This window comes from Draconibacterium halophilum (assembly GCF_010448835.1).
Lineage (GTDB): Bacteria > Bacteroidota > Bacteroidia > Bacteroidales > Prolixibacteraceae > Draconibacterium > Draconibacterium halophilum.
The window spans coordinates 3332042-3345380 of record NZ_CP048409.1; the positions used below are offsets into that span (position 1 = coordinate 3332042).

Consider the following 13339-nt stretch of genomic DNA (forward strand, 5'->3'; position numbering starts at 1 on the left):
ATCTTACAATTTTATTGAATAAATGGTGCTCTCAGGTATTTCGTCTACAAATTACAGCTTTATGTTCAGAATGTCAAGGCATATGTTCAATAACAACTTTTTTGGGAGGTATGTATAATTGAATCAAGAGACTATTCTTGCAGTAATACACGATGCTCGCTCCCGGTTTTGCACCGTCCTTCAGGGCGGTAATAAGTGAGAAAATATAAAAGGCTTTAGCGTTAAATCAATAAGATTAATGGCTAAAGCCTTTTTATCTGTGCTATTTCTGGTCACCGGGCTGAAACCACGGTGCAAAAAGTCAAAAATACTTAGGACTAATCCGCTATTGGATAACCAAACGAGTAAGTCCCTGACCCTACTGAAACGGTTACTTTCGTTCCGGTTTGTTTGGCCGCCGATTTTAAATCATCGGTCATAGTTATTTCTGCTACCTTCGCTTTTGGCAGTACAATCTCTGCAAAAGTATTTGCAGGAACAACAACGCTGTAATTCATTTCACCATTGCTGATTTCCCAGTCGGAAACGATCTTTCCATACATCGAATCGAAAGTTGCTTTTACATGGCTTAAACCACCACCCGGGTTTGGTGCCAGCAAGAATTTCTTATACCCTGGATTGTTTTCATCTACCTGAATACCGGCCACGTGGCTGTATAACCACTCGCCAATGGCACCATAAGCATAATGGTTAAAGCTGTTCATCCCTACATCCTGAAACGATCCATCGGGCTTTTGTCCGTCCCAACGCTCCCAAATAGTAGTGGCGCCCTGTGTAACGGGGTACAACCACGATGGGTATTCTGTACGGTTCAGCAGCATAAATGCCAGATCATCGCGGCCAATTGCCGAAAGCGTCGGGCACAAAATTGGCGTTCCCAAAAATCCGGTTGTCAGGTGTTTGAATTTCTCCACATCTTTTGCCAGGTAATCAGCCGCTTCATCAACCATGCTTTCCGGTAAAATCCCGAATGCAAGTGCAATAACATAAGCCGTTTGGGTATGCGAAACCAGGCGGCCGTTAGGTGTTACAAATTCATTGTTAAAAGCTTCCTTTATGTTTGTCGCCAGTTGATTGTACTTTTTAGCATCTTGTGGTTTGCCAATAATCGCTGCAATTTTAGCGGTCAAAGTGGTGGTATAATAAAAGTAAGCCGTTGCCAGCAGGTCTTTTTCGGTGGTAGCCCCGGGATAATCGGATTGTGTGGTGGCATAGGCCAGCCAGTCGCCAAAATGCGTATCTCCTGTCCACAGGAAATCATCGCCAGCGCGTTCGTTCATATAACCTACCCACTTGGTAATGGCCGGGTAGTTTTCTTCCAGAATACGTGTGTCGTCATAAATTTTGTACACCGACCATGGAATAATCGCCACCGCATCGGCCCATCCGGTAGCGCCGCCCTGACCGTTTAGTACATCGGGAATAACGTGTGGTACAACACCATTGTCCAGCTGATCGGCAGCTACATCTTTCATCCATTTTGTGTAGAAAGCAGCCACGTCAAAATTGTACCCGGCAGTCATACTAAACACCTGTGCATCGCCGGTCCATCCCAAACGCTCGTCGCGCTGCGGACAGTCAGTCGGCACATCCAGAAAATTGCCTTTTTGTCCCCACTGAATATTGTGCTGAAGCTGATTGATCATTTCATCGTTACAGGCAAATGTGCCGGTTGGCTCCATATCCGAATATATCACTACACCTGTAATGTCTTCCTTTGATGGTATTTCATCAAAACCAATTAATTGCAAATAGCGAAATCCGTGGAAAGTAAAAGTCGGCTCATAAGTAATTTCACCATCTTCAGCAAAAATATAGGTATCGGTACATTCAGCACCCCGCAAGTTGGCGGTATAGAAATTACCCTCTTTATCCAGTACTTCTGCAAATTTCAGCTGTACTTTTTGCCCCGCTTTACCTTTCATTTTAATACGCACCCAGCCCACCATATTCTGGCCCATGTCGTAAACTATTTCTCCTTTTGGAGTAGTAATAAATGCAATTGGTTTTAGTTCTTCAACAGCCTTTACCGGAACGCCTTGAGGAGCCACTAACAAATCTTTCGGCTCATCAATTTCCTTCACACTTTTCCAACCAGTCTCTGTATATCCGGTTTCGGTCCATCCATCCAATTCCAAACGGGCATCGTAAGTTTCGCCATTGTAGATATCAGATTTCCGAATCGGGCCGTTACTTACCTTCCAATTCTTATCGCTTACAATCCACTCGTTGCTTCCGTCGGTATAATCAATTTTTAGCTGAAATAAAAGCGCCAGTGTATCTCCATAGTAACCATTGGCACTTACCCAACCAATATTTCCGCGGTACCAGCCATCGCCCAAAACAACACCAACTGCATTCTCATTCTGCAACATATTGGTTACATCGTAGGTCTGGTATTGCAAACGTTTATTATAACTCGTCCAGCCCGGAGTAAATAACTGGTCTCCCACCTTTTCACCATTCAGAAAAAGTTCATAAAGCCCATGCGAAGTGACATAAACCCGTGCCGACTTTATATTTTTTGAGGTCGAAAATTCACTGCGGTAATACTGCGCCGGTTTCGAGTCTTCTGTCTCCGGTTCGTTAGACAAGGTAATCCACGAAGCGTTCCATTGTTCGGGCTCCAAAATCCCCATTTCCCAGTAAGTAGGATTACTCCACTTGCTGGCTTTTCCATTATTATCCCATATCCGAACCTGCCAGTAAAAGCGCTGCATCGATTCAGGTGCTGGTCCTCCATAAATCACATTCACCGACTGATCGGATTCGACCTTCCCCGAATTCCAGATTTGCTCCCCTTTTTTCGATAAATCCGATGCTGATTCGGCCACTCTGATTTCGTAAGCCGATTGTTTAACATTTTGTGCATCGGAAACAAGCTGCCAGCTTAAACGCGGTTTCAACACATCAATACCCAACGGATTTGTATGGTATTCGCAAACAAGTTTGCTAACTTCTGTTTGGGCCAAAACCCCAAAAGAGAATGCCGAAAAGGTAAAAACAAAAATTAGTGAATGGAGTAAAGAAACTAATTGCTTCATTTTATTTGATTTATTGGTTTAGAAAAGTAATGCTTGTAAAGTTATGTTTATTGAACAGGAATAACAATACCAACTTCAACTGTTTTTATGATTTCTGTCCGAATGTTAGCAGGGTTCTTCTGTGACACTTGTCACCCAAACGAATAACAATACCAGATTTTGTCAAGGAAACAGAACTTTTTTAATAAAAAAGTGTAATTTTCACCAAAGATTCAGAACAGATTTCTAATAATCTGGGAAAAACAAAAATCAAAGAACAAATTAGAATTTTTACTACATAATACATTTAAAGAAAAACACATTTATTATGGTCAAAAAACTACTCTATTTGTGCTTTTCCGGAATGCTTGTTTTTATAAGCTCCGGCATTAAAGCGCAGTCTGACACCGGGTTTGGAAAGTACCACACCAACCAGGAAATTCAGCAACTATTAAAAGAATTTTCTTCGGAAAATGCCAAATTACACACCATTGCCGAAAGTCCGGGAGGCGAACCTGTTACAGTACTGGAAATCGGTGCCAATTTAAAAGACGTTCCGGCAATTTTTGTAGGTGCCAATTTTGAAGGCAATGTACCACTGGCATCGGAAGGAGCCTTGTACCTGGCGCAACTATTGCTCGATTCAACCGCTTACACCAAAGATGTAAAATGGTATATCATGCCGCAGCCAAATCCTGATGCTGCTGCCGATTATTTCTCGGAATTAAAAACCGGAAAGACTACCAACCTTTTTAAGGTAAACAACGATGGCGACGAGGCAGTAGGCGAAGATGGTCCCGACGACCTCAACGACGACGGACTGATCACCAAAATGCGGATTAAAAGCATTGAAGGCAAGTATATCGTATCGGATAAGGATGCCAGGCTGATGAAAAAAGCCGACAAACAAAAAGGAGAAAGAGGCGAATACAAAGTACTTACTGAAGGATTTGACAACGACAAAGACGGGAAATACAATGAAGATGCTACCGGCGGAATTAATGTTGGTATTGCTTTCCCACACCTTTTCCCATACGAAAATAAGGAGGCCGGTTTATTTGCCGGACAAACACCTGAGGTATATGGAATAATGCGTTTTATTTACGATCACCCCGAAATTTCGATGGTCTATACACTGGGTTCCTCAAACTTCTGCCTGGTACCGCCAAAAGGAGGGCGGAAAGGCGATGCCAACCTGGAGCGGATTAAAATACCACGACGCTATGCCAGCATGCTTAACGCCGATGCCAGCAAAACCTACACCATGGACGAAGCAATAGAACTGTTTAAAACGGTTGTTCCTGAGGGGACTGAAGTAACTTCAGCGCTGGTTGCAGGTTATCTTAGCCTGGGACCGGCATTAAATCCTTTGGAAGACGATCTTGTTTTTTACAAAAAATATGCTGCCGACTATAAAAAATATTTGAAAGCAAAAGATTTCAGCACCGAAACGCTTGACCCAACTCCGGCCCAAAATGGTTCGTTTGAATTGTGGGCTTATTATCATCTGGGAGTACCATCATTTAGTATGCGATTATTCTCTGTTCCGAAAGTAAAAGAAGAGAAAAAGGATGATGATAACGACGACTCTGATGACAAGAAAAAGAAAGAAGAAAAGCCGGAGGAGAAAGATGAATTAAGCGAAAAAGACAAAGCACTGCTGGCCTATTCAGACAATGAACTGGATGGAGCAGGATTTGTAGCGTGGACTAAAGTGGATCATCCCGACTTTGATGAAGTTGAAGTTGGAGGCTATGCTCCCTACCTTGAGACGACTCCAAAAGCAGAAAAAATTGAATCGTTAGCAGCAACTCAGTTGCCTTGGTTGCTTAAATTGTCGACAGAACTTCCGGAGTTTGCGATTGCCGACAAAAAAATGACCGACATGGGTGGAGGTATTTATAAACTGGAATTGTATGTGGCCAACTACGGCGCACTTCCCTACCCCATTTCTATGGGACAGCGAAATGGTCAGCCCGCTCCTGTAATTCTTACGCTCGATGGCGATATGGAATTATTGGAAGGAAAACTGCGCACACCGCTTGGAGCAATTGGTGCCAACCAGGTAAAAAAATATACCTGGCTGCTGAAAGCAAGTAAAAACAAAAGTATTACTGCCGGCATTGAATCGGCCGTTTTTACCGATGTAGTTGAACAAATTAAAATTGGAGGTTAATCATGATACGCAAGATATTTTCATTATTAGCAATATTCTCGTTGGCTGTTACTGTATTTGCCGCCGACGAACCAAAGATAGAAGTACCGCTCCGTTTCGACCGTTATTACGATTACGAAGAAGTGGTTGAAGCGCTTGAAGTACTAAACCAGGCCTATCCTGAATTGACCAGTCTTGAATCAATTGGAGAAAGTGAAGAAGGATTAAAGATCTACGCGCTTACGATCAACAACAAAAAAACCGGTGCAGAACACGATAAACCGGGTGTTTGGCTTGACGGGAATATTCACGGCAACGAAATTCAGGCCGGCGAAGTGTGCCTGTATTACGCCAATATGTTGTTGACCAAATATGGCGAAAACGAACAGGTAACAAAAGCGGTTGACAGCAATGTGCACTACATTATTCCTGTAGTGAATGTTGATGGTCGTAACCACTTTTTTAAAGATGCACATACGCCAAGTTCTAGCCGAAGTATACGTGTACCGAAGGATGATGATGGCGATGGTTTATTCGATGAAGATGCCCCTGATGATCTGGATGGCGACGGCAGCATTTGCCAGATGCGTATAAAAGATCCGAACGGAAATTATAAACCCGATCCGGAAGATCCACGAATTATGGTTCGTGTAAAACCCGGGGAGAAAGGTGAATACACCATTTTGGGCTCGGAAGGCATTGATAACGATGGCGACGGAAGATTTAATGAAGATGCTGAAGGTTATCTCGATCCCAACCGGAACTGGGGTTACCACTGGCAGCCTCCATACGTTCAGCGAGGAGCCGGCAACTTTCCGTTTTCCGGCGTTGGAATAAAAGCTGTTGATGAGTTTGCAGCCAAACATCCGAACATTATCGTTAACTTTTCATTCCATAACACAGGCGGTATGTGGCTGCGTGTTCCTGCTGATGATAAGACATCCGTTCCCGCTTCGGATATTGCTGCTTACGATGTTATTGGTAAAGAAGCGATAAAGATTACTCCTGGTTATGTTTATATGGCATCGTACGAGCTTTACCCCACTTACGGCGACTCCGACGGACAAATGTTCTATGTGCATGGTTCGTATACTTTTGTGGGGGAACTTTTTATGCGCGAACAGGAAACTTATAAAGAAAAAAGCGACAAACCTGCTGCAAGCACAAATAGCAGTCGTACCGAACGTAACCGCGAACAATTGAAATTTAACGATAATGTGGCACAGGGCGAATTGTACAAGGAATGGAAAAGCTACGACCACCCCGTTTACGGCGAAATTGAAATCGGTGGTTGGGTAAAAATGAGCTCTCGTTTGCCGCATCCATTTATGTTACCCGATTTGGTTCACCGCAACGCTTCAGTAGTTTTGTTGGCTGCTAACGAAACGCCAAAAGTGGAAATGGAAGTTTTTGAAGTAAAAGAGATTGGTAACAACCTGAAACGAATTCGGGTTCGCTTAAAAAATAAAAACGGTCTATCAACTATGACTGCGCAAGCTGTTAAAGATAAATTGTATACCATCGACCACCTGAAAGTTTCGGGCGCCAAAGTTATTGCCGGTGGAAAAATTAATGATTACCGTCTTGATCAGGTAGCTTACAAAGACCACAAACCTGAAGTTCAGTTTTTTGCTATACCGGGTCATGGAACAGCCGAATACGAATTTATTGTTCAAGGTAAAGGAGATGTAAAGTTAGAATACATCTCACAAAAGGCAGGAAATACAAGTACTTCGGTTACTTTGTAAAGAAGAGATTTGATGATATTAAAAGAGTGCTCGCGTCCGTGAGCACTCTTTTTTTTTTACAGAATTTTAGTCACCTGAACTAATAAAAAAATCCCGGCGTCCACTCCGGGATTTTTTATCCAGTTTATTAACAACTAAATGAATTTTTATTAATTCAACTCCTCTATTTCTAGCGGGGTTTGTATGGTACAAACATAGTTATGTAAAAACAATATATACCGGATGAGATACTTAAAACAGATAGTCAAAATGCTGAAATCTGACTGCCGAAATACTGATGCCCTAACTGGTTGAAATATTATGTGATTGATTTAATTAAGGATATTACCAATTACTTGCACTATCAGGGGTCGGATATACACTGAAATCACACGGATTAATTTGTAGCTGAAACCAAGGCGATAAAAAGGTATACACTTCCGTGAATCGGTTCAGCCTGTTCGAGGTACAACTTACATTAAAAAGAAGTCTGGCAACTTCAAACAAAAAAAATCCCGGCGTCCATTCCAGGATTTTTGTTTTATCACAATATAACAGGGTTTGTATAAATTCTAACTAAACTATCTATTGAGTTTGTATAGTACAAATATATGTGCATTTGATAAAACTGCAGTTATTTTTCTGCTGAAACAACACAAGATTAAACTGATATTTACGGGTTTAAAACACTTACCTCCAAAGGTGTAATTCCTGATCATATTATTTCAAATACCGAAACACCTGCTCTTTCCGAAGTCCGTCGTCAACCCAAACAGCTTCAACGCCCAGTTCCACAACTTCGTGAATGTTCCGGTGTTCATCGTCAAAGAAAACCATATCTCCGTAGTTGAGGCCAAAATGTTTTTTGATTTTTGAAAAATGCTGAATTTTACTGCTTGGGTATATTTCTTTCAGATCGAAATACTTGTCAATATCAAAAAGGTGAAGTAAATCCTGCGCCCACCCGGGTTCAAAAGTTCGTGAGGCTGCAGCGATTTTCTGGTTGTTCCTTTTGAGTTCCTCCAATAAAGGAATCACATCAGGATATAATTCTATTTCGCTGTTCGACTGATCAAGTAAGGCTCCGTTGCTCCAGTAATAAGGCGGATTGGTGGCATCGCACCAGGTTCCTCCGGCATCCCAAAGAGTAAAATCCAAATCAAAAACGAATAACTTCATGGGGGCGAAAATAGAGAAAGTATTGAGATTTGTGTTTTATATCAACTCCTTAGAGCCAATATAAAACACAAATTTAAGTCTTTAAAATCCCAGGCTTACGGGAAGCCACATTGAGATTTCAGGAATATAAGTTACCAGCAACAAACAAACGATCATTGCTATAAACATCGGAATAAGCGGTCTGATCACTGTTTCAATTTTTACCTGGCTAACGCTGCAACCAATGAATAATAGCGATCCAACCGGAGGCGTTCCTAAACCAACACTCAGGTTCAGTACCATAATAATTCCGAAGTGAACAGGATCCAATCCTAAATTAGTAACGATTGGTAAAAATATTGGTGTAAAAATCAACACTGCCGGAGTCATATCCATAAACACTCCCACAAACAGCAAGATCATATTTATAATCAACAGAATGACAAATTTATTATCGCTTAATGCCAACAGCGCTTCACTAACGTTTTGCGGTATATTTTCGTAGGCCATAATCCACGATAAACCGATACAGGTAGCTACCAGCAACAATACAAATGCGGTGGTTTTTACTGAACGTAAAATTACGTCAGGAAGATCTTTCAAAGTCAATTCGCGATAAATAAATGCCAATACCAGCGCATACAAAACAGCCACCGCCGATGCTTCGGTAGCGGTAAAGAAACCGCCCACAATACCACCGATAACAATTACCAACATCAGCAGACTCGGGAAAGCCCGCCAAAAAGTATGTAAGGCATTTAAAGCACCTTTCTTATGTTTGCTTCCGTAATAGCCAATTCCTCCTAAAAACAAGACAGCAAGTCCTCCATAGATAGCCGTTGCAACGCCCGCAGAAAATGCGCCGTTTACTTTAATCAGTCCAACAACTACTAAGGCTAATGATGCAATTACAGCAAAGAATTTACCGAGGTTTCGAACCATTCCTTTAAATCCAAAATGCTTGTACGAAAACATACCCATCGCAACAGCCATAATCGCTAAACCAGTTAAAATACCCGGTGCATAACCGGCAAGGAAAAGCGCGGTAATAGAAACACCACCACTGGCCAGTGAGTATACAATAAGGATATTACTCGGTGGAATAGACAAACCCGTTGTTGCCGAAGTAATATTTACTGCGGCACTAAAGTTTTTGTCGTAACCTTCTTTGTTCATTTCGGGCATCATAATACTACCAATTGCCGAAGCAGATGCGGCAGCAGAACCGGAAATAGCACCAAAAAGCATGTTGGCAAAAACATTTACAAAAGCCAGTCCGGCAGGCCAGCGACCAACCAAAACACGCGCAAAGGCAATAAGCCTCATAGCTATCCCGCCCTTGTTCATTATATTCCCTGCCAGTATAAAGAACGGAATGGCTAATAGTGCAAAACTATCCAGCCCCGTTGCCATACGCTGTGCAAATGTTGTTGCTGCAGCCAGGGGCATAATGGAAACCAGCATCGTTAAAATCCCTGAAATTCCAATACTAATAGCAATGGGAACTCCAATTACAAGTAAAATAATAAAGCTTACAACCAGTACGATTACTCCTAGAAATTCCATTACTCTTCAATATTTTGGTTCAGTGAATTATCAATAGCATAATAAATAATAAGCAGTCCGCTAAACGGAACAATAAGGTAAACATAACCCAGTGGCAAGGCCAGTGCTGCCGACTTTACATTCAGATAAAAACGTGTGTAAACCAACCACGAGCCGCCAAATACCATCACAAACAAGGCAAATAAGCCCACCAACGTATAAATAAAAGTTTGCAGTCGTCGTCTTTTTACTCCTTTCATTTTCTGAAGCATCAGGTCGATGGCCAGGTGTTCGTTTTTACCGGCCACATAAGCAGCCCCCAACATACCTACCCAAATTAAAAGAAACCCGGCCAGCTCGTCGGTAAACGAACTTGGTGCGGCCAACACATAGCGGCTAAAAACCTGCCAGAGCACATCAATAACCAATATGCTCATAATCGAAACCAATGTGATCTCGATTACTTTATCTACTTTTTCTCTGATAGTCATAATCTGTTTCTTATTGATTTCTACTTAACAGCTTCGATACGACGCAATATGTCACCCAAAACTTCGTCTTCTCTGTATTTATCTAACAAGTCAGAAACCTGCTCAGCAAATTTTGCTTTGTCGGGATGATGAATTGTAACACCATTCTCCTGAACAATGCGTAAGGATTCTTCAACCGATTCGGCCCAGTATTTCCGTTCCACAGGCACTGATTCATCGGCTGCTTCCTGCAACCATTTTTGTTCCTGCTCAGTTAAGGTATTCCACACTTTTGTACTGATGATCAGTACATCGGGAACACAGGTGTGTTCGTCTAATGAGTAATGTTTACAAACTTCGTAGTGATGCGATGTATATAAACTTGGCTCGTTATTTTCCGCACCGTCAACCACTCCACTTTGCAGCGCAGTGTATAATTCGCCCCACGAAATTGGTGTTGGTGAACCACCTAAAGCACGCACCATTTCCATGGCAGTTTGGCTTTTCATCACCCTGATTTTCAGACCTTTTAAATCGTCGGGAGTCATAATGGGTTTATCGATGGTATAAAAACTACGGAATCCGGCATCATAAAAACACAAACCACGAATCCAGTATTCTTCGGTCCCCAGCAGTAACTCTTTACCTATTTCTCCATCAAAAACTTTAAATGAATGTTCTTTCGAGCGAAAAACATACGGTAGTCCCAGTGCCTTAAACTTTGGTGTAAAACTCTCCATTACCGCAGCGGAAACTTTCGTAATTGCCAAACTCCCGATCTGCAACAATTCAACACATTGCTGCTCGGAGCCCAACTGCCCGCTGGGGTAAATATCGATGATTAGTTTTCCTCCTGATTTTTCAGCTAAACGTTCGGCCATAAACTCCATTCCCTTATGTACCGGATGCGTAGGATCGAGACCATGAGCCAGTTTTAGCACTTTATGTTCTTTGACTTCGGCACATCCCAGAAGAAATACCACAACAAAAACCAAAGAAAAAGTTTTAAAGATTTTAGTTCTCATTAGATAAAATTGATTTAGTGTATCGCCATTTCAGACGTACGATTTTATGTTGTCAGGTCACTGATAATTTTCAACGCCCCGGCACATTTTTCGGTAATATATGCATAATTTTTTTCGGCCAAAACTTCTTTTGGGAACAACTGCGATCCCATTCCAACACAAGTTACTCCGGCATCGAACCATTGTTTCAGGTTCTCTTTATCCGGAGATACACCTCCGGTTGGCATTATGCTGGCGTAAGGCATTGGTCCTTTTACTGCTTTTACAAAGCTTGGTCCTCCCACCTGCGATCCGGGGAAAATTTTCACCACCTCGGCACCCAATTCGTGTGCACGGCCAATTTCTGTTACCGAACCACACCCCGGACTCCAGGCTATTTTGCGTTTATTACAAACTTTTGCAGTAGCTTCGTCAATTAGCGGAGCAACAACAAAGTTGGTTCCCATAGCAATATACATGGCAGCTGTTGCCTCATCAACGATAGAGCCAACGCCCATTATCATTTCAGGGCATTCTTTTATCGTCCACTTATTCAATTCTGCAAATACATCAATAGCAAAATCGCCACGGTTGGTGAATTCGAACAAACGCACACCGCCATCGTAGCAGGCTTTTACTACGGCTTTGCAAACCTCAATATCCTGATGATAGAACACCGGCACCATTCCGGTTTCTTTCATTTTTAATGCTACTTCTATTCTTGAAAATCTTGCCATCTTATTCTTGATTCATTTATTTTTCAATTCAACCACTTCGTTAACTGGTAACGTTTGTCCCCCACAAAGGGGGGCAAGATTTTTCAATTTACTTGAAAAATCAGGGGGTACAAATTCTACCCCAAAATATTATTAGAACGATTATTTAATTAACGTTCATCTATTACGGCGCATGTAGCAGTTCATTTTCAATCCGCTTTTCAGGATGCGCCGTCTTCTGCTATCTTCTTTTTATCCCCGCCCTGGGCTACCAATATTTCATCCCTACGGGATTAAAGAACGTTTAGCAAATGTGCCGTTTCCCTTTTCTTCTTTTCAATCCCGCGCTAAAGCACGGGGTTATTTATATTGAACTCCGATGCAGTTCTACTTTTGCCTCGGCTATCGATCAACACGAGCACTTCCGCCGCCGATTATTTTTTCTACTTCCGATAATGTCGCCATAGTTGTGTCACCCGGAGTAGTCATTGCCAATGCACCGTGTGCTGCTCCATATTCCACGGCTTTTGCACCGTCGTTAAACTCAAGGAAACCATAAATTAAACCGGATGCAAAACTATCTCCACCGCCAACACGATCCATAATTTCAAGATCTTCGCGGTGCTCTGCTTCATGAATTACACCATCAGCATAACAGATAGCGCCCCATGAATTTACCGTTGCCGTTTTAACGGTGCGCAATGTTGTAGCTATTACCTTGAAGTTTGGAAATTCTTTGATTGCATTTTCAATCATACCTTTATAACCGGCAAGATCCAGCTCTTTCAGATTCTCTTCGTTACCTTCTACTTCAAGCCCTAAACACGCCGTAAAATCTTCTTCATTACCGATCATTACATCCACGTATTTGGCAATTTCACGGTTCACTTCCTGCGCTTTGGCTTCTCCACCAATAGCTTTCCAAAGCGATGGACGGTAATTCAAATCGTACGAAACAATAGTGCCGTACTTCTTCGCAATTTTCACGGCTTCGATAACCGTTTCTGCAGCAGTCTCCGAAAGTGCGGCAAAAATACCACCGGTGTGGATCCAGCGTACGCCCAGTGTTCCAAAAATATATTCCCAATCGATATCACCGGGTTTTAATTGCGACGCTGCTGTATTTCCGCGGTCGGAAACACCTTTCGCACCACGAATTCCAAATCCTCTTTCAGTAAAGTTTAATCCGTTACGAACGGTACGACCACAACCATCATAATCTACCCATTTAACGAATTGCGTGTCCAACCCACCCTGAAGCATAAAGTCTTCAATCAGGGCACCAACTTCATTATCCGCAAGTGCAGTTATAATCGCTGTTTTCTTTCCAAAACACCTTCTCAACCCACGTGAAACGTTATATTCTCCACCGCCTTCCCAAGCGCGAAACTGACGTGTTGTTCTTATTCTGCCTTCTCCGGGATCCAGTCTTAACATTACTTCACCAAGAGAGATACAGTCGTATGTACATTCGGATTTTGATTTAATTTCCAATTTTGCCATGATTTAGTTTACTATTAAATGCAATCGATTGCAAAAAT

At 42.1% G+C, this 13339-nt stretch carries 9 protein-coding genes; 2 read left to right on the forward strand and 7 right to left on the reverse strand.

Annotated features, from left to right (window positions below):
* Positions 1–317: 317 nt before the first annotated feature.
* Entirely contained in the window at positions 318–3044 is a 2727-nt protein-coding gene (locus tag G0Q07_RS13395) for a glycoside hydrolase family 78 protein (protein ID WP_163346846.1), read from the reverse strand.
* 307 nt (positions 3045–3351) lie between these two features.
* On the opposite strand from G0Q07_RS13395, the gene G0Q07_RS13400 reads away from it, so the two are divergent.
* Together G0Q07_RS13400 and G0Q07_RS13405 are read left to right on the forward strand one after the other, a co-directional pair.
* On the forward strand, positions 3352–5199 hold the full coding sequence (locus G0Q07_RS13400) for a M14 family metallopeptidase (RefSeq protein ID WP_163346848.1): 1848 nt from the start codon (positions 3352–3354) through the stop codon (positions 5197–5199).
* Between the two features lie 2 nt (positions 5200–5201).
* Positions 5202–6926, forward strand: coding sequence for a M14 family metallopeptidase (locus tag G0Q07_RS13405; protein ID WP_163346850.1), 1725 nt, complete (start codon positions 5202–5204; stop codon positions 6924–6926).
* A 699-nt stretch (positions 6927–7625) separates the two neighbouring features.
* On the opposite strand, the gene G0Q07_RS13410 is transcribed toward G0Q07_RS13405, so the two are convergent.
* The 6 genes from G0Q07_RS13410 to G0Q07_RS13435 all read right to left on the reverse strand — a co-directional run bounded on the left by G0Q07_RS13410 (position 7626) and on the right by G0Q07_RS13435 (position 13301).
* Positions 7626–8084, reverse strand: coding sequence for a magnesium-dependent phosphatase-1 (locus G0Q07_RS13410; protein ID WP_163346852.1), 459 nt, complete (start codon positions 8082–8084; stop codon positions 7626–7628).
* 81 nt (positions 8085–8165) lie between these two features.
* On the reverse strand, positions 8166–9629 hold the full coding sequence (locus tag G0Q07_RS13415; protein ID WP_163346854.1) for a TRAP transporter large permease: 1464 nt from the start codon (positions 9627–9629) through the stop codon (positions 8166–8168).
* A complete protein-coding gene (locus tag G0Q07_RS13420; RefSeq protein ID WP_203532539.1) occupies positions 9629–10099 on the reverse strand; it encodes a TRAP transporter small permease in 471 nt (156 codons plus the stop codon). Before G0Q07_RS13420 ends, G0Q07_RS13415 begins: the two co-directional genes overlap by 1 nt.
* A gap of 20 nt (positions 10100–10119) precedes the next feature.
* The gene (locus G0Q07_RS13425; protein ID WP_163346856.1) at positions 10120–11103 is read right to left on the reverse strand and encodes a TRAP transporter substrate-binding protein; all 984 of its coding nucleotides are present in this window, start codon (positions 11101–11103) and stop codon (positions 10120–10122) included.
* 44 nt (positions 11104–11147) lie between these two features.
* Positions 11148–11819 carry a bifunctional 4-hydroxy-2-oxoglutarate aldolase/2-dehydro-3-deoxy-phosphogluconate aldolase gene (locus G0Q07_RS13430; RefSeq protein WP_163346859.1) on the reverse strand — a complete coding sequence of 224 codons (672 nt, stop codon included), beginning with the start codon at positions 11817–11819 and terminating at the stop codon, positions 11148–11150.
* Positions 11820–12200: 381 nt separating this feature from the next.
* A complete protein-coding gene (locus G0Q07_RS13435) occupies positions 12201–13301 on the reverse strand; it encodes a sugar kinase (protein WP_163346861.1) in 1101 nt (366 codons plus the stop codon).
* Positions 13302–13339 lie beyond the last annotated feature (38 nt).